This window comes from Fodinicola feengrottensis, from assembly GCF_010993775.1.
Lineage (GTDB): Bacteria > Actinomycetota > Actinomycetes > Mycobacteriales > HKI-0501 > Fodinicola > Fodinicola feengrottensis.
In genome coordinates, this window is sequence record NZ_WOTO01000021.1 from 23,787 (window position 1) to 39,997 (window position 16,211).

Below are 16,211 nucleotides of genomic sequence, written 5' to 3' on the forward strand. Positions count from 1 at the left end.
TCGCTCTTGTGCCTCATCGTCGCAGGCGCGGGACAACCTCGGCGCCCAGCAGGTGCACGCCACGCTCGTCGCTGAGGCCGTGTGGCGTACCGAACTCGACCCTCGCCGCGCCCGCGTCGATCACCGCGCGCGCACGCGCGGCCACCTCCGCGGGGGTGCCGGCGAAGGCGAAGAGGTCCAGGAGCTCGTCCGGGTACGCGCGCGCCAGCCGCCTCCGACTCCCCCGCCGTGACCAGAGCCTGCATCCGTACGAGCAGGTCAACGGGCACCTGCACGGTGGAGTCCAGCTCGGCGACCACGGGCAGGTAAGTGGCCACCTCTGTCTTGGCCCTGGCCCGCGCGGCGGCGCCGTCGGTGTCGACGACGGTGACCGCCCCGACCACCAAGGCGCTGGACTTCAGGCGCTTGCGCATCCGAGCGACCACCGCCGGGTTCGTGGTCCCGCCGATCTTCACCTCGTCCGCGAGCCCGTCGGCGAACGCGGCCGTACGCTCCCCCCAGGTGCCGATCAGCAGCGGCGGCCGCGGCCTGCGCACGGCGTATCGCAGTCGTACGTCCGGAGCCAGCTGGAAGATCTCGCCGTGATATCCGTCGGTTTTGCCTTCCATCAACCGATAAATCACCTCGACGGCCTCGCGGAGGTGGCTGATGGGACGCGGCTGCTCAATGCCGACATCTCCCAGCCACGAGCCGCGGGCAAGCCCGAGATAGGCGCGGCCGTTGGACGCGAGGTCAAGCGCGGCCAGCTGGCCGGCGATCTCGTACGGATGCAGGGAATACGGGTTCCAGCAAGCGGCCCCCAGCCGGACCCGATCGGTCACCCGAGCCATTTCCAGCAGGGCCAGAATCGGCGGCTGGAACATCAGATCGCTGAACACGCTGAGCACGTCGATGTCGTACGACTCGGCCGCCTGGGCGAGCTGAGCGTACGTCTGCGGGGATTTGTCGCTCTGGAAAGCCAATCCGATCTTGGTCACGTCAGGTCCTCTGTGGACAGTCGGCATCGGCCAGTCCGCTCTATTCGCATGATCAACCGCTCTTCCGGGTCTGGGCAGGCAACTAGATTGTCCCGCTCCAGCCAGTCACCATCGGGGAGCTGGCGCTGTTTGGCCGGCAACAACGGAAGGACGGACTGTAGGGCGTACACACAGAAATGTTTGCCTTCCGGGATCCGCAGCTCGTTGCTGTTGACCAGCTCGAAAAAGTCGCCGACCGCGAGCCCACAGACCGGCCGTCCCTGGACCTCGTCAACAGTTACTCGCAGGTTGTAAAGCTCGGTCACCGGTTCGGTCATGCCGCCACCTTCTGTTCCACGCCAACGGCGATCGCGTCCCGGTCCGGTGCCGGCGTGAGCAGGCTGACGATGACCGTGACCGCCGCGTTGACAAGCATCGCGATCAAACCTGGTTCCCAGTCCGGCAGCGCGGCGGCCCAGAAGGCTTTCGCGAAAGGAGCCAACAAGGCCACGAAACCCACCACGATTCCGGCCAGCACACCCACCGCCGTCACACGTTTCCACAGGAAGCCGAGGAAAACACCGGGCGCGAGCATGCCGATCGCCGAATACGCGGACAGCAGGATCGTGACGAGCGACAAGTTCTGGGCCAGGGTCAACCACACTGCCACGGCCGCGAACCCCACCATCGAGAGCCGCGAGATCCATAGGGTCGCCTGGTCGGACAGGCCGGGCCGAAAGTGGCACAATCACGTTGCGGGCGAACAGAGAACCGGACGTGAGCAGCAGAACCGAGCCGGGCGCGAGGGCCAACAGGAAGCCGGTGCCAGCGACCAACCCGAGCACCCACGGCGGATATTTGTCCGAGACGAACTGCAAAAGGGCCGCGTTCAGGTCACCGCCGGCAGGTTTCGTACGGGCCACCAAGGCGCCGAAGCCGAGCAGGATAATAAAGAAGTAGGCCAGCGAGTAAAGCGGCTGCCAGATCGCGTTCCGCCGGATCGAGGTGCCCGTACGCGCCGCGTAAGCGACCTGGAAGAGATGCGGGAACACCCAGTTTCCCAGCGCCACGTTCAGCCCCGAGGTGATCAGCCAGATCGTGGTCGTCGTCGAGGACGGATCCAGACCGGGGAATTTCCCGATGCCCGGATGTTGCTGTTCGGCGAGCCGGAACACGTCCCAGATCGAGGTGGCGCCGACCCGACTGGCCACCATCACCGAGAGCACGACCACCGCCACGATCATCAGGATGTCCTTGACCGCGGCCGACAAAGCCGCCGCACGCAGCCCGGAGACGAAAACGAAGAGAATCATGAGGATGCCGGCGACCAGCACCGCGCCGGTCGGTGAGAGCGTGCTGCCCAGGGTCAGCCGAACGATCAAACCGAGGCTGACGAGCTGAATCTGCACGTACACCACCAAAGCGGCTATACCCACGAGTCCCACCACCACGCCAAGCCACTTGGCCTGGTAGCGGGCGGCGAAGAAGTCCGACTGGGTGATCAGGCCGTGTTTGCGGCCGGCTGCCCAGATTTTCGGCATCAGCCAGTAGCCGATGGCATAGCTGAGCGACACCGACGTGAAAGCCAGATAGGCCGGCGCGCCGAGCGCCCAGGCGTACCCGGAAATTCCCAGCACGGCGAAGGTCGTGTAAACCTCGCCGGCATTCATGAACCAGAACAGCACCGAACCGAAACGACGGCCGCCGACAGCCCACTCGGTCATGCTGGTTCGCCTTTGGCCCGCGAAAATCCGATCGCGGCGACGCCGGTACCCAGCACGATCAGCAAGAAGATCGTGATGGTCATCGCGGGTCGTCCAGTGGTACGTCCTCTTCGGCCGCCACACCGGATCGCTGGTCCAGCCAGAAAACGACACCAATAACCACCGACGCGAAGACCACCCCCAGCAGCTGCCAGAGCATCGGGAACGGAATGTTGAACGGCGCGTACCGAACGTTGTTGACGGCTGGCGCGAGCGCGAGCTGCCAGATGAACGGGAGGACGAGCAGCCACCGGTACGGGTGCCGGGTGGCCTTCGCGGTTGCTGCCATGAGATCTCCCCATCGGGGCCGGCCGGTGCGTAGAGTGTGCACTTTCACTGCACACTATTTATCCATGTAACCAATCCGTCAAGGGTTGTGAAGTCTGACTGCAGGGAGCGGCGATGATCGGATCTCAGCTGCGTGAGCTGCGTACGCGCCGCGGCCTCAGCCTGCGGGAGCTGGCCGCGCAAGCCGGCGTCGTCTCGGCGACCCTGCTGAGCCAGGTGGAGCGGGGCGTCACCGAGCCCAGCCTCACCACCCTGCGGCGCTTGGCCGACGTTTTCGGCGAGTCGGTCGCCTCGCTCTTCGAGGACGACCAGGCGCCGGCCGTCTGGGTGAGCCGGCCAGGTGAGCGCTCGAGTTTGATGGGCCCGCGGGGAAAAGTCCGGTACGAGCGGTTGACGCCCGGCAATGGGCAGCTGGAGGTTCTCGGGGAATCCTGGTGCCAGGCGAGGTAAGCAGTGACGAGTTGTGGAGCCACGCATCGGTTGAATGCGCGGTCGTCCTCTCCGGCGTACTCACTGTCGACATCAGACACGTGGCCTATTCCGTCGAATCAGGCGAATCCATCACCTTCGACGCGCGCACCAGCCGCACCGGTATCGCAACGCCGACGACAGCGATGTCGAGTTCCTCATCTCGGTCACGCCCCCCCCAACCCATAGGAACAAAGTCCGACGGATAGCGAAAATCCGGACCCCCCTATCACCCGTACCCAAAGTACGTGGCTCGGCGGCGGCCAAGCGTCACATCAGCAGGGCGGGCCGGATCGTACGGCCGCGGCCACCCGCGGCGGCGCCGGCCTCGGCCAGCAGGATCGTGTAATGGTTGGTGCCCGGGAGCGTACGCACCGGCATCCGCTGGGCGATCGGCGTCGGATCTGGATAGAGCGGCACCGGCTGGTCCAGTAATCCTCTTTCGGCGCGTAGGAAAACCGCGTCGTGCCTCAGCCGCGTCCAGGCGTCTTCGGGCGAGCCGCCTTCCAGCAAGTCGAGCGAATCGGCAGCTACCGCGTCGGCATTCACCTTGCTGCGCAAGGAAGGTTCCAGGCCGGTGAGGTCATAGTCCACATAGGACTGGATGGCCGCATTCCAGTCCCGCAGTGCCGGATGGGCCTGCCAATACTCGGTATAGGCCTGCCGACTGGGAAAACGCATCTCCAGCCGCTGCACAGCCGGACCCAACACGGCCGCGATCCGGTCGGTCCTGTGCGGTGTCCCCCGGCGGCACCGGGGCCGGCGGGCCGCCGTCGACCAGGACCAGCCGGCGAACCCGGTCCGGATGCCGATCCGCCAGCACCACAGCCACAAAACCGCCCATCGAGTGCCCGGCCACCACCACGTTCGCGGCGCCGAGGCTCGCCAGCACCGCCGCGCAGTCGTCCGCGTGCTGGGCCATCCCGTACGGCCCGGACACCTCGCCACTGCCGCCGCGGCCACGCAGGTCGAGGCCGATGACCGTGCCGGTCCCCATCCCGTTTCCATCGCCGGCAACCCGTTCGGCGACCAGCGACCAGGCCAGGTGAGAGCCAGTAATGCCATGCACCAGCAGAGTGGCCGGCTCACCCACCCCCCAAATTCCCACCGTGAGGAAGCCGCCGTTGACCGGTACCTCAACCCGTCTGTACGGCGCACTCATCGCGACTGTCCACTGTGGTCAGTGGGGCGGCCGTCCCAAGAGCCCTTTAGACTTGGCACATGCACTCCGTCCGCAACAGTCGGTCATCGGCAGTCGTCGTCCTGCTCGCCAGCCTAGTCCTAGCGTTTGGCGCCGGCTGCGGCTCCGCCGGAAACGGCGTCGGCACCAGCTGCACCACCAGCGGTTGCACTGTCACCTTTGATCAGGGCGTCAACGCCGAGGCCAACATCCTTGGTGTGAAGGCGAAACTCGTCGACGTGCGGGGCCAGCAGGTCACCATCGAGGTGGCCGGCCACCGGGTCAACCTGACCGCCGGCGCGCCCCCGATCGAGGTGGGCGGGCTGCGAGTCTCGGTCCAGGAAATCACCGCCAAGAACGTCGTCGTACACATCGCTCAGTCCTAGGCGCCTAGGCAGTGTCTGGTTATTCCGGGGGGATGAGAGTCGAGATCCAGAAGTTGGCTGCTGGTGCCGTGGGGAAGCCTTCATAGCAGCGCTATGGGGGCTTTCCCACGGTGCCTGCAGGCGGCTTCTGGGCTCGGCTATCGCCCGGCGGAATAACCAGACACTGCCTAGTCGCGCGCCTGCCAGGTGCAGACGCATACCTCATTTCCCTCGGCGTCGGCCAGAATCCAGAAAGCTGGGGCTCTGTCGTCGGAGACCAGCACCCCGCCGGCGGCCAGCGCTGCCGCGATCCGGTCATCCGCTTCGTCGTGCGGGACCGAGATGTCGAAGTGGATGCGGTTGCGCTGCTGGCGCGGCTCGGTCATCCGCTGGAACCAGATCGTTGGGCCCTGCCCGAGCGGGTCGAACACCTCCTTGCCATCAGCCTCATACCCCATCACCGCTGCCCAGAACGGCATGATCGCTGGGATGTCCAGGGCGTCGATGGCCACTTCGAGCAACTGCACGGACCGCGGCCCGGCCCCGCCGACCGGCACCGCCGCGGCGATCCGCCGGGCCAGCTCGACCTCGGCTTCGGTGCCGCCCTGGCCCGCAGGTGGCCGCACGACGACCGTCACCCCGGAATCGTCGACGGCCAACTGAACCCGCTCGTCACCGTCGACCGCGGCCACGACCTTCGCCGCTGTTCCCACCGCTTCGGTGAGGGACTCCGCTCGTACGAACGTCTCCAGGCAGTTCAGCACCAACCGCCAGCCGAGCCCGGTCACCGCGTCGGACAGCTGCTTCCTCGTCAACTCGCCATTTTGCGTCATGACCCTCATCTTGCCGTCAGCGTCCGACAGTCGCCCTTTCGTGGCTCGGCGGGGGTGGTTGGTGTGGCGTTTGTACTGCCGAGCGAAGTAGCTCTGGTCCTGGTAGCCCAGCGCGGCGGAGACCTGGGCGACGGTGAGGTCGGTTTCGGTGAGCAGGTGCCGGGCCCGGTCGAGGCGGGCGCGGGTCAGGTAGCGGATCGGCGGTTCTCCCGTGTACGCGATGAAACGCCGAGTGAACTGGGCTCGGGACAGGGCCGCCCGGGCGGCCAGTTCGGCCACCGTCCACGGCCGGCCTGGATCCAGCCGGATGGCTTCGGCGATTTCCGCCAGCCGGTGGTCCGCCCGTACGACGGATGCAGATTGTCCTCCCCACAACAGGCAGAGCAGGTGCTCAAGACCGAGCTGCGCCTGCCTCCGACCCAGCGCGCGTCGCCGCGCCGGTAGCTGCTGTCACACCGGCGCGCCACCGCCGCCAGCAGGTCGAGGTCACTGACCGACTGCCACCGCCCAGGCGGCACGATGGCCTCCGCTGGTTCGGTGGTGTGGACGGAAAAATGCATGCCGTAAACGAGTAGCCGACGCTGCGGATCGTGCTCGGCGACCGGCGCGTCACCCGGCGCGAACACCGCACAGACACCTGGTCGCAGCGCACAGCGTCGACCGTCCAGCGTCAGCTCGCCGACCCCGTCGAGCACGCACCACAGCAGAAAATCGGGCAGTGGCCGGGAAAGCCAGGACCATGCCGGCTCACAACGCCAGTAAGTAGGCGGCGACTCCAGCCGTACGGGCAGCGGCAACCGAGCCAGCATCGGCTCTGGATGAGTCAAAAGTCCGACTCCTTGCGTTCATCGTTCCTGGCTCGTACGACCGGGATATCTGAGGATGGGGAGGTTCTGATCGTACGAGCGAAGGACCTCCGATGAGCGTTTCGTCCGCCAGTCTTTTCCGCCGCGACGGATACGTGGTCGCCCGCGGGCTGTTCGACGCCGCCGAGACCGAGCGACTCCGTGAGCACTACATGACTGTGAGACACCAAAGCCCGCGCAAGCACGAAGAGGCCGGCGTCGGGTCAGACACCCGCGACCCCTTGCGCAGATATCCGCGGCTGGGGCAGATGCACCGCTGGGACCAGACCTCGCTGCGCTGGCTGCTGGACGAACGGATTCGGGACTGGCTGGTCGACCTGCTCGGCGCCGAGCCTTACGCTGTGCAGTCGATGCTCTACTTCAAGCCGCCCGGATCCCGTGGCCAGGCGCTGCATCAGGACAACTTCTACTTGAAGGTCGAGCCCGGCACCTGCATGGCGGCCTGGCTGGCTTTGGACCGTACCGACACCGAAAACGGCTGCATGATGGTCGTACCGGGCGGGCAGTCATGAGTGGCCGGTGCTGTGCACCGAAAAGGCCGACACCAAGGTGAGCTTCACGGACGTGACGTGTGCCGTTGCCGGCACGGCAGGCGCCCGTACCAGTGCCGATGGAGGCCGGGGATGTGTGTTTTTTCAACGGTTCCCTCGCGCATGGCAGCTTTCCGAACACCAGCACGGACCGGTTCCGGCGGGCGCTGATCGGGCACTACATCCAGGCGGAGGCCGAGAAGGTGGCCGTCTACTACCACCCGGTGCTGCGGATGGACGGCAGCACACTGAAACTCGCTGTGAGCGAAGGTGGCGGAGAGTGTGGAGTGTGGGTGGACGAGGACGGCGAACCGACGATCGCCATGACCGGTCAGCAGACGGTCGTACGCAAGCACGAATAGCCGAATGTCATCACCGGGCAAATTCCGGCAATTCACGGCAAAGACCGAAATCTCGCCGGATGATGTCCCACCGTACGGACGAAATCATTACCTGTCGTCATTCATTGCGTAATTACCCTTAATTGTTAACGGTGGGCGGCTTATCACTTGTTTCACCGATCAAGTAGGGTCCCGGGCGTGAACGGCACTCGACGGCTAGCAATAACTGGTGTCGCGGTGGTCGGCGTCCTGATCAACGTCGCCATTTGGTACGGCATCCCCCATATTCTCGGCACGTCCCACGCCGACGCGGCGGCGACCACGCCCGCTTCGGCGACCCAGTCGGCTGGTCCGACGCCCACCAGCACCGGAGCGGCCGGCAGCGACAGCCAGACCGACGCTCAGGACAGCCCGTCCCCCGGCGCGAGTGGTTCGCACCCGGCCGGCGGCAACCCCGGTGGAGGCCAGCAGCAGGGCCATGGGGGGTCAGGGGTCGGCAACCCCGGTGGAGGCAGCGGTACGGGCGGCGGTGGCGGCGGAGGCGTGAAGCCGCCCCCGACCCAACCCAGCGCCCCACACACGTCTGCTCCGCCACCCCCCCGCCGCAGTCGAAGACCAAGACCGTCACCGGCAACCACGGCAGCGCGACCTTCAAGTACGGCAACGGCCGCGTCGACGTGGTGGGCACCTCCCCGGCGGACGGCTACACGGCCTCGTCGAGCCAGGTCTCGGACACCTCGGTGATCGTCACGTTCGTCTCCGGCAACCAGAAGGAGACCATCAGCGCCTCCCTGGACAGTTTCCGGCGAGCTGCAGACCAGCGTCACCGACACCACCACCGGCAGCTAACCCTCGACGTAGAGCTGCTCTACTGGATCAGCCAAGCCGGCGTTCGGCGAGCGCGACCGCCTCTCGCAACGGCGTCGTGCGGTTGACGTTGACGTGCGAGCTGGCCAGCAGCCGCGCGACCGTCTCGCCGATCCCCCCTCCACCCTGGTCACGGCACCGGCATGGTCCAGGCCGTCCATTTCGCAGGACAGCGTGTAGATCACGCCGCCCGCGCTGACCACGAAATCCGGCAGCCAGACAATGCCGCGATCGGCGAGCAGGTCCGCCACCGCGTCGTCGGTGAGCTGGTTGTTGGCGGCCCCCCACCACCAACGCGCAGTCCAGCCGGGCCACGGTGTCCGGACTGAGCACGCCCCCGACGGCCGCCGGCACCACGATGTCGGCCGGTGTCGAGAGTGCCTTTTCTGGCTCTACCCAGGAAAGATTGAGCTCGGCGGCCATCTGACGCTTCCGGGTGTCCACATCGGACACGATGACCTCCGCGCCGCTGCCAGCGAGCGTACGGGCCAGAATGCCCCCCACCGAGCCCAGCCCGCTGACCACGATCCGCCGGCCGGCCACCTCCGCGCTGCCCAGCAGCCGCGGCCGCGCCGGCCCGCAGCGCGGCCAGCACCCCGATCGCGGTCGGGCCGCTCGACGACCCGGTGCCGCCCTCGCTCTCGGGCAGGCAGTAGACGTGCGGCGTACGCCGTCTGATCACCACCATGTCCAGTGGCCCGGTGCCCACGTCAGGTCCAGCCAAATATGCTCCGTCGAAGCTGTCGATCAGGTCGCCGAGGTCTTCCAGGATCGCTTCCCGCAGCTCATCGGTGAGCGGTGTCCGCTCGGGCAGCGCGATCACACTTTTGGCTCCACCGTAGGGAAGTCCGGCGGCGGCGCATTTGTACGTCATCGCCTGCGACAACCTCAGCGCGTCGTCGGCGGCCGCGTGCCAGTCGGGATAGCGGCGCAGCCGACAGCCGCCGGTGGCCGGTCCCAACACCCGCGAGTGCACCGCGACGACCAGCGCGATCCCCGACCGGCTGCCCTGTCGTACGACCAGTTCCTCGTGTTCCCAGAATCGCACGTGCATCCTCTCCGCTGCCTCTGAACGACCAACAACACCTGGCCGTCAGGTTAGGGTGATTCCCAAGAGCTGAGCCTCAATGCCGAACATCATTCGGATCCAGGGAGACAGATCGGCCATGGATGAACTTGATTCGGCGATTGTCCGGCATCTACAGGAGGACGCCCGCCAGTCCAACCGGGAGATCGCCGAAAAGGTCGGCTCGCGCCGTCGACATGCCTGGAGCGCACTCGCCTCTTGCGCCAGCGTGGGGTGATTCGCGGTTATCACGCGGATATCGACCTGGGCGCGCTCAACCGGCGCGTGCAGGCGATGGTGAGCGCGCAAGTACGGCCGCTGAACCGTTTCGTCATCGACTCCTTCCATCAGTGGGTGGTCCGCCTGCCCGAAGTCCTGGCAGTCTTCGGCACCGCCGGCAACGACGACTTCCTCATCCACGTGGCCGTCCAGGACATCGACCATCTGCACGGATTCCTGGTCGACAAGCTCAGCGACCGCCGGGAAATCGTCAGTTTCCGCAGCTCGATCATCTACCGGCAGATGACGAACACGACCCTTGAGCGACTGGCGGATTAGGAGTCCTGGGTCAGACATACGGATGACGCCGGCGCCGGCGGGATCGCCCGCAGGTCTGCCCCCGGCCGCTCCCTGCGTTCGATGCCGGACCGGAGGGCCGCTCATAGCGTTGAGGCCATGCACCTCCTCGCGCTCGCCGCGGCAACGACGCCCGGCGGCCCCTTCGACAGCGGTCTCTATAAGGACATCGCCGACGCCGCGGGCAAGACGCCCTGGTTCGTCCACCTGACCGCTTCGGTGGTCACCCAGCTCGGCCTTTTCGTGGTCCTGGGCCTGTTCGCGCTGGCTTGGTGGCACGCTCGCCGCGGTCCCGCCCGAGCAATGGCGCTGACCTTGCTCGGGGTGGTCGCCATTGGTGTCTCATACCTGGTCAGCACCGGCCTGAAGGACATTGTCCAGGAAGTACGCCCATGTCGTACGGTCGCCGGCGTCACCACGATCGACACCTGCCCAGCCGCCACCGACTGGTCTTTTCCCAGCAACCACGCCGTTCTCGCGGCGGCCGCCGCCGTCGCGCTGATCCTGGTGTGGCGACAGCTCGGGTGGATCGCGGTGCCGCTGGCCCTGCTGGTCGGCGTGTCCCGCGTTTTCATCGGCGTGCATTATCCCCACGACGTGGCCGCCGGGGATGGCGCTGGGGGGAGCGGCAATTGGCCTTGCGCTCCCACTCGGGCTTGTCCGCTGGACCACCGTGGCCGTCCACCGGCTCCGCGATTTTCCGGTGCTGGCAACGGTTTTGGGCAGCCCTGATTTCGTGGTGGCCGGCACCGTACGCCCCAAGCGGGTCGAGTCCACCACCAACTCCGGCACCTACCAGTCCCAGTTTTCCCGTTGGTAGCAGAGTTAGTACTACGACCTGGAGGGCAGCTGCACTCCGAGTAGGTCGGCGACCAGGACGCCGATTTGGTCGATCTCGATGAGGAACGCGTCATGGCCGTACGGTGAGGAAATCACCCGCAGTTTATCGGCGGTCGGGACGCCTTCGGCGATTTCTGCCTGCTGCGCCAACGGATAGAGCCGATCACTGTCCACCCCGGCGACCAACATCCGAGCCGTGACACGGCCCAGGGCGGCCTCCACGCCGCCGCGACCGCGGCCCACGTCGTGACTGTTCATCGTACGGGTGAGGGTGACGTAGCTGGCGCGCGTCGAACCGGCGGACCAGCTTCGCGGCGTGATGGTCCAAATAGGACTCGACCGCGAACCGCCCACCATCGCGCGGATTTTCGCCCTGCTGGTATCTCCGGTCGAAGCGGGCCTGCAATTCCGGCTCGCTGCGGTACGTGATGTGGGCGATCCGGCGGGCCACCCCGAGGCCGCGATGTGGTCCTTCGCCGTCAGGCAGCTGGTGGTAGTCGCCGCCGTGCCAACCCGGGTCCTCCTCGATCGCGCACAACTGCGGCCAGCTCCAGGCGATCTGCTCCGCGGACGTACGCGCCGGGGCGGCCAGCACGAGCGCGGCCGCCACCCGGTCGGGCAGCGTCACGGCCCATTCCAAGGCCCGCATGCCACCCATCGAACCGCCGAGCACGGCCGCCCAGTTGTCAATGCCGAGCGCGTCGGCGAGCGCGGCCTCGGCGGCGACCTGGTCGCGTACGGTCAGCGCCGGGAACCTGCTCCCCTGCCTTCCCGTCCGGGCCCATCGAGGCCGGACCCGTGCTGCCCTGGCACCCGCCGAGCACATTGGGCGCGATCACGAAGAAACGTTCCGGGTCGAGCGCCCGGCCGGGGCCGATCAGCCCGTCCCACCAGCCCACGGTCGGGTGCCCCGGACCCGCCTCACCGGCGACGTGGCTGTCGCCGGTGAGGGCGTGCAGGACGAGCACCGCGTTCGTGCGATCCGGCGCGAGAGTGCCCCAGGTTTCGTACGCCAGCCGGAAATCCGGCAGCACGTCACCGGATTCCAGCAGCAAGGACCGGCCGGCGGCATACCACTGCCGCCGGCCCGGCTCGTCGCCCACCCGCCAAGCTCCGCAGGCGGGTGGGCGAGCGGAACCGTCGGTCATCCAGCGGCCTTGGCCGCCCGGAAACCGGCCTCCAGGTCGGCTTTGAGGTCGTCCAGGCCCTCAATGCCCACCGAAAGCCGCACCAGCCCAGGAGTGACCCCGGTGACGGCCTGCTCCTGCTGCTCGGTCAGCTGACTGTGGGTCGTGCTGGCCGGGTGCACGATCAAGCTGCGTACGTCCCCGATATTGACCAGCAGGCTGAAAAGTTCGGTCGCGTCGACGAAGGCCCTGCCGGCCGCCACCCCGCCACGCAGGTCAAAGGAAACCACCACCGCTCCGGCACCGCGCGGCAGGTATTTGCGCGCCGCGTCGTACCACGGACTCGACGGCAGACCCGCGTAGTAGACCTTCTCGACCTCGTCCCGCTGTTCCAGCCATTCAGCCAAAGCCTGCGCGTTGGACACATGTCGCTCGATCCGCAGCGAGAGAGTTTCCAGTCCCTGCAGGATAAGGAAGCTGTTCAGTGGCGCGATCGCACCACCGGTGTCCCGCAGGATCTGCACCCGCAGCTTGGCCGCGAACGCACCCGGGCCGAGCACCTCCCAGTATTTGAGGCCGTGGTAGCTCGGGTCCGGCTCGTTGAAGTCGGGGAATTTGGCCGGGTCCTTGCCAAAATCGAAGGTACCACCGTCCACGACCACGCCGGCGACCGTGGTGCCGTGGCCACCGAGATATTTGGTGGCGGAGTGGATCACGATGTCCGCGCCGTGCTCGATCGGGCGCAGCAAGTACGGCGTGGGCACGGTGTTGTCGACCACCAGCGGCACACCCACCTCGTGCGCGAGATCGGCGACGGCTCGTACGTCCAACACGTTGGCACGCGGGTTTCCCAGCGACTCGGCGAAGAACAGCTTGGTGTTCGGGCGTACCGCAGCCCGCCACTGGTCCACGTTGTCCGGGTCATCGACGAAACTGACCTCGATGCCGAGTTTGGGCAGCGTGTAGTGGAAAAGGTTGTAAGTGCCGCCGTAAAGCGAGGCGCTGGAAACGAAATGATCACCACTGCGTACGAGGGTCAGGATCGCCGCGGTCTCGGCCGCCTGGCCGGAGGCGAAGGCGACCGCCGCCACTCCCCCTTCCAGAGCCGCGATCCGCTGCTCCAGCACGTCCTGGGTGGGGTTGTTGATCCGGGTGTAGATGTTGCCGGCCTCGGCCAGGCTGAACAGGTTCGCCGCGTGCTGGGTGTCCCGGAAAACGTACGACGTGGTCTGGTAAATCGGAGTGGCCCGGGCGCCGGTCGCCGGGTCGGGCGACGCACCGGCGTGAATTTGCTTGGTTTCGAAAGACCAACCGGTCTCTGGAGCGGTCATTGCGGGTCCTCCACGTGATTTGTCTTCGGCTTTTGGGGTAGGCGACAGCACTGACCGCGACCATGCGGACAGCACTGGATTCCCGGAACTACCCGGGATCTGGAAGGAAAGTTTCGGCGCTGGGCCAGAGATGTGGGAAATCAGCCGAACAGGCAACACGCAGTGCTGGAAAGCCGCATGAAGTCGACGTATCGACGCGCAACCAGCAGTGACATGCGACCGACGGTAGCCGATTCGGCGCGGTTGCGCCAGATCCTCAGTCGGTGATTGTGGGCCAGCTCAAATCTGGCAGGTTGACCACAATGGCGTCCCTGGGTCGTACGAGCGATGACCACGACGGCCTCGTCGTCCGGGTCCGGGTTTTCCTCGCGATGCGGGACCCACGGCGGCACGAAGACATAATCGCCGGGTTTGGTCACCAACCGAACCTCTTTGGCCGGGTCGTCCGGGTCGGCGAAGACGAACTCCGGATGCCCGCTCAGCACATAGATCGCGGTCTCGGAATGCCCGTGATGATGGTTGGCCGAACTGGTCGCGGCCGCGACGTGGGTCTGTCCCATCCAGAGATTTTCGGCGCCTACCGACTTTCCGCTGATCGCCTCGACCCGGCGCATGCCGCCGGTCTGCCCGGTGTCACCGGAGAACCGCGCCGGGCCGATGTGGTGCAACCTGCGATGAAACGCGTCGCCATCCATCCACCGAGTCCATCATGAAACGGGTCCGGAATTCAAAGGCCTCAGAACGGAATCCACTCGGTGGCAGTCGTACGGGCGGACAGCTCAGCGGAGTCGACAGTGACGCCGAGGCCAGCGCCGGTGGGGACGCGGACATGACCGTCCTCCAGGACGAAAGGCTCGGTGATGTCGGTCGCGTAGTAGCGATCGGACGCCGAAGTGTCGCCGGGCAGGACGAAACCCGGCAGGGCGGCGAGCGCGATGTTGGCGGCTCGGCCGAGCCCGGTTTCCAACATGCCGCCGCACCACACCGCGATCCCGTTGGCGGCGCACACGTCGTGGACGCGGCGGGCTTCGAGATAGCCGCCGACCCGGCCGGGCTTGATGTTGACGATCGAGCAGGCGCCAAGGGCGATCGCATCAGCGGCAGCGCGGGCCGACGTGATCGACTCGTCCAGACAGACCGGGGTCTGTAGGACCCTCGCGAGCTGGGCATGGCCGCGCATGTCGTCCTCGGACAGCGGCTGCTCGATCAGCAGCAGGTCGTACGGGTCGAGACGGGCCAGGTGCCGGGCGTCGGCGAGGGTGTACGCGGTGTTCGCGTCGACCTGGAGCAGCACGTCCGGACCGAACTGTTCGCGTACGGCCGCGACTGGCTCCAGGTCCCAGCCCGGCTCGATCTTCAGCTTGATCCGCGAATAGCCGGCCGCCAAATACGACTCGACCGCCGTCAACAGCGCCGGGATGGTGTCCATAATCCCAACGGACACGCCCGCCGGCACGGTCTCCTTCACTGCGCCCAGAAAGCCGCCAAAGGACATGCCGGCGATCCGCAGCTGGGCGTCCAGCACCGCCATCTCAACCGCGGCCTTGGCCATCGGATGACCCTTGATCGGCTCGAAGAGCTCCCCGACGGCGTACCCGTCGACGCTCGGCGCGGCCGCCAGGATCGGGACCAGGAAGCGCCGGATCACCTCGGCGGCACCGTCCACGTGCTCGTACGAGTAGAGCGGCTCGGACATCGCGACGCACTCGCCCCAGCCCTCAGCCGCCCCCGCGTCGACCCTGACCAGCAGCACGTCCCGTTCTGTCTCGGTGCCGAAGGACGTACGGAAAGGCGCCACCAGCGGCATCGCTACCCGGCGCAGCTCGATCCCGGCGATCTTCACGACTTCTCCTCTAAGCCAGACATCACGTACCACCCCTCGCGGGACACCCCGACGACCCGACGTCCCTCGGCGAAACAGCTCATAAGAGCTTCCCGCACGGCATAGCGCCACCGGATGGCCAGCGCTGGGTCATTGCCCCGCAACCGCTCGACATCGACCGGAATGGCGACCAACACCCGTCCCGTCCCGACCGGCCGCGCCCGACCAGGCGCCTCGCCATCATGGCCGAGCAGGATCTCGGCGCCAGCGAGATCCGGCGCGGTGCGCGACCGCGCCAGCGGCCGCCGCGACCGCCGGCGGACTCGCGAGATCCCAGTCGATATACATCCGGTCGCTTGGCTGGCCGGCGTTGATGCCGTCATCCATCGGACCGTAGAAATCCGGGAGGTACGTGGTCGGCTCGGCGCCGAGCTTGTGGAAGTTGAAGTATGCGTTGCGACGGACCAGCGGGTCGAACGTCCAGCACACGCGGGGCAGGCCACGCTCCAGCGCCCACGCGCGTTGGTGCTGCTTGAGCAGATAGCCGACTCCGCCGGCGCGGTGCCTGGTGATCACCCCGGTGATGTGCGAATGCAGGTGCCGATCCAGGCCCAGGCCGTGTCCGCCCAAGAAGGCGACGGCGGCGCCGATCATCTCCTCACCCGCGTACGCACCGACGACGTAGTTTCCGGCGTACGAGAGCGCACGCAGCATCGGTGGGTCGACCGGCAGTTGCGGGTCCTGCCAGATCCGCTGGAAAAGGGCGGCGAGTGCGCGGTAAGACGCCGGATCGGTCAATTCCACCACCTGCGGAATCATCCGAAATGCCCTGTCAGAGGGGGGGGCGCCGAGCGGACCGAAAAAAAAACCTTTGGGCAACAATTTCGCATCATTAGCAACCAACCTGGGTCCGTCGAGCGTCTATACATTGTTCATGATCGTCGGCCCAACTCAACGGGGAGGCACGGGGGTGCTCGGCAGGCGCGGGGTTC

Annotated in this window: 22 protein-coding genes and 4 pseudogenes; 9 read left to right on the plus strand and 17 right to left on the minus strand. The window is 66.7% G+C overall.

Going from position 1 to position 16,211, the window contains the following annotated elements; translation table 11 throughout:
- Window positions 1-13: 13 nt before the first annotated feature.
- The 4 genes and pseudogenes from GNX96_RS53415 to GNX96_RS20125 form a co-directional block, all read right to left on the minus strand.
- Window positions 14-262, minus strand: coding sequence for a hypothetical protein (locus GNX96_RS53415; protein ID WP_279580901.1), 249 nt, complete (start codon window positions 260-262; stop codon window positions 14-16).
- 100 nt (window positions 263-362) lie between these two features.
- Window positions 363-1,004, minus strand: a pseudogene (locus GNX96_RS64170) (LLM class flavin-dependent oxidoreductase); the annotation flags it as partial.
- Entirely contained in the window at window positions 974-2,680 is a 1,707-nt protein-coding gene (locus GNX96_RS20120; protein WP_279580904.1) for a sodium:solute symporter family transporter, read from the minus strand. The pseudogene GNX96_RS64170 and the gene GNX96_RS20120, both read right to left, overlap by 31 nt.
- 79 nt (window positions 2,681-2,759) lie before the next feature.
- Entirely contained in the window at window positions 2,760-3,008 is a 249-nt protein-coding gene (locus GNX96_RS20125; protein ID WP_163569277.1) for a DUF3311 domain-containing protein, read from the minus strand.
- Between the two features lie 113 nt (window positions 3,009-3,121).
- Here GNX96_RS20125 and GNX96_RS53430 point away from each other — a divergent pair, with 113 nt between their 5' ends.
- Together GNX96_RS53430 and GNX96_RS64175 are read left to right on the plus strand one after the other, a co-directional pair.
- A complete protein-coding gene (locus GNX96_RS53430) occupies window positions 3,122-3,457 on the plus strand; it encodes a helix-turn-helix domain-containing protein (RefSeq protein ID WP_279580905.1) in 336 nt (111 codons plus the stop codon).
- Window positions 3,442-3,684, plus strand: a complete 243-nt coding sequence (locus tag GNX96_RS64175) for a cupin domain-containing protein (RefSeq protein ID WP_390624075.1) — start codon at window positions 3,442-3,444, stop codon at window positions 3,682-3,684. Before GNX96_RS53430 ends, GNX96_RS64175 begins: the two co-directional genes overlap by 16 nt.
- 61 nt (window positions 3,685-3,745) lie before the next feature.
- Here the strand turns inward: GNX96_RS64175 and GNX96_RS53435 are convergent, their stop codons facing one another.
- Together GNX96_RS53435 and GNX96_RS53440 are read right to left on the minus strand one after the other, a co-directional pair.
- Window positions 3,746-4,069, minus strand: coding sequence for a hypothetical protein (locus GNX96_RS53435; protein ID WP_279580906.1), 324 nt, complete (start codon window positions 4,067-4,069; stop codon window positions 3,746-3,748).
- The gene (locus GNX96_RS53440) at window positions 4,059-4,637 is read right to left on the minus strand and encodes an alpha/beta fold hydrolase (protein WP_279580907.1); all 579 of its coding nucleotides are present in this window, start codon (window positions 4,635-4,637) and stop codon (window positions 4,059-4,061) included. Before GNX96_RS53440 ends, GNX96_RS53435 begins: the two co-directional genes overlap by 11 nt.
- A gap of 59 nt (window positions 4,638-4,696) precedes the next feature.
- On the opposite strand from GNX96_RS53440, the gene GNX96_RS20140 reads away from it, so the two are divergent.
- A complete protein-coding gene (locus GNX96_RS20140; protein WP_163569278.1) occupies window positions 4,697-5,041 on the plus strand; it encodes a hypothetical protein in 345 nt (114 codons plus the stop codon).
- 167 nt (window positions 5,042-5,208) lie between these two features.
- On the opposite strand, the gene GNX96_RS20145 is transcribed toward GNX96_RS20140, so the two are convergent.
- Window positions 5,209-6,132, minus strand: a complete 924-nt coding sequence (locus GNX96_RS20145) for a VOC family protein (protein WP_279580908.1) — start codon at window positions 6,130-6,132, stop codon at window positions 5,209-5,211.
- Window positions 6,039-6,662 carry a hypothetical protein gene (locus GNX96_RS20150; protein WP_279580909.1) on the minus strand — a complete coding sequence of 208 codons (624 nt, stop codon included), beginning with the start codon at window positions 6,660-6,662 and terminating at the stop codon, window positions 6,039-6,041. Before GNX96_RS20150 ends, GNX96_RS20145 begins: the two co-directional genes overlap by 94 nt.
- 110 nt (window positions 6,663-6,772) lie before the next feature.
- Here GNX96_RS20150 and GNX96_RS53445 point away from each other — a divergent pair, with 110 nt between their 5' ends.
- Both GNX96_RS53445 and GNX96_RS53450 read left to right on the plus strand, forming a co-directional pair.
- Window positions 6,773-7,231, plus strand: a complete 459-nt coding sequence (locus GNX96_RS53445) for a phytanoyl-CoA dioxygenase family protein (RefSeq protein ID WP_279580910.1) — start codon at window positions 6,773-6,775, stop codon at window positions 7,229-7,231.
- A gap of 65 nt (window positions 7,232-7,296) precedes the next feature.
- Window positions 7,297-7,611 carry a phytanoyl-CoA dioxygenase family protein gene (locus GNX96_RS53450; RefSeq protein ID WP_279580911.1) on the plus strand — a complete coding sequence of 105 codons (315 nt, stop codon included), beginning with the start codon at window positions 7,297-7,299 and terminating at the stop codon, window positions 7,609-7,611.
- A gap of 152 nt (window positions 7,612-7,763) precedes the next feature.
- Here GNX96_RS53450 and GNX96_RS53455 read toward each other — a convergent pair whose 3' ends face one another.
- Entirely contained in the window at window positions 7,764-7,958 is a 195-nt protein-coding gene (locus GNX96_RS53455; protein WP_279580912.1) for a hypothetical protein, read from the minus strand.
- Window positions 7,959-8,270: 312 nt separating this feature from the next.
- Here GNX96_RS53455 and GNX96_RS20160 point away from each other — a divergent pair, with 312 nt between their 5' ends.
- A complete protein-coding gene (locus GNX96_RS20160) occupies window positions 8,271-8,525 on the plus strand; it encodes a hypothetical protein (protein WP_279580913.1) in 255 nt (84 codons plus the stop codon).
- Here GNX96_RS20160 and GNX96_RS64180 read toward each other — a convergent pair.
- Together GNX96_RS64180 and GNX96_RS64185 are read right to left on the minus strand one after the other, a co-directional pair.
- A complete protein-coding gene (locus GNX96_RS64180; RefSeq protein ID WP_390624080.1) occupies window positions 8,467-9,000 on the minus strand; it encodes a Rossmann-fold NAD(P)-binding domain-containing protein in 534 nt (177 codons plus the stop codon). The two genes, GNX96_RS20160 and GNX96_RS64180, sit on opposite strands and share 59 nt — an antisense overlap.
- Window positions 9,001-9,133: 133 nt before the next feature.
- Window positions 9,134-9,511, minus strand: a pseudogene (locus tag GNX96_RS64185) (Glu/Leu/Phe/Val dehydrogenase dimerization domain-containing protein); the annotation flags it as partial.
- Between the two features lie 112 nt (window positions 9,512-9,623).
- Here GNX96_RS64185 and GNX96_RS64190 point away from each other — a divergent pair.
- The 3 genes from GNX96_RS64190 (at window position 9,624) to GNX96_RS20175 (ending at window position 10,831) form a co-directional block, all read left to right on the plus strand.
- Window positions 9,624-9,761, plus strand: a complete 138-nt coding sequence (locus tag GNX96_RS64190) for an AsnC family transcriptional regulator (protein ID WP_390624076.1) — start codon at window positions 9,624-9,626, stop codon at window positions 9,759-9,761.
- On the plus strand, window positions 9,743-10,081 hold the full coding sequence (locus tag GNX96_RS20170; protein WP_279580915.1) for an Lrp/AsnC family transcriptional regulator: 339 nt from the start codon (window positions 9,743-9,745) through the stop codon (window positions 10,079-10,081). The genes GNX96_RS64190 and GNX96_RS20170 overlap by 19 nt, the downstream gene beginning before the upstream one ends.
- A 117-nt stretch (window positions 10,082-10,198) precedes the next feature.
- Entirely contained in the window at window positions 10,199-10,831 is a 633-nt protein-coding gene (locus GNX96_RS20175; protein WP_163569279.1) for a phosphatase PAP2 family protein, read from the plus strand.
- 99 nt (window positions 10,832-10,930) lie between these two features.
- Here the strand turns inward: GNX96_RS20175 and metX are convergent.
- The 6 genes and pseudogenes from metX to GNX96_RS20205 all read right to left on the minus strand — a co-directional run bounded on the left by metX (window position 10,931) and on the right by GNX96_RS20205 (window position 16,038).
- A pseudogene (gene metX / locus GNX96_RS20180) lies at window positions 10,931-12,087 on the minus strand (homoserine O-acetyltransferase MetX).
- Window positions 12,084-13,397 carry a bifunctional o-acetylhomoserine/o-acetylserine sulfhydrylase gene (locus GNX96_RS20185; RefSeq protein ID WP_163569280.1) on the minus strand — a complete coding sequence of 438 codons (1,314 nt, stop codon included), beginning with the start codon at window positions 13,395-13,397 and terminating at the stop codon, window positions 12,084-12,086. Before GNX96_RS20185 ends, metX begins: the two are co-directional and overlap by 4 nt.
- Before the next feature lie 256 nt (window positions 13,398-13,653).
- Window positions 13,654-14,092 (minus strand): annotated as a pseudogene (locus GNX96_RS20190) (cupin domain-containing protein).
- 41 nt (window positions 14,093-14,133) lie between these two features.
- Entirely contained in the window at window positions 14,134-15,240 is a 1,107-nt protein-coding gene (gene menC / locus GNX96_RS20195; protein ID WP_163569281.1) for an o-succinylbenzoate synthase, read from the minus strand.
- Window positions 15,237-15,416, minus strand: a complete 180-nt coding sequence (locus GNX96_RS20200; RefSeq protein ID WP_279580916.1) for a hypothetical protein — start codon at window positions 15,414-15,416, stop codon at window positions 15,237-15,239. Before GNX96_RS20200 ends, menC begins: the two co-directional genes overlap by 4 nt.
- A gap of 43 nt (window positions 15,417-15,459) precedes the next feature.
- Window positions 15,460-16,038: a hypothetical protein gene (locus GNX96_RS20205; protein WP_279580917.1), complete on the minus strand. Its 579-nt coding sequence runs from the start codon at window positions 16,036-16,038 to the stop codon at window positions 15,460-15,462.
- Window positions 16,039-16,211 lie beyond the last annotated feature (173 nt).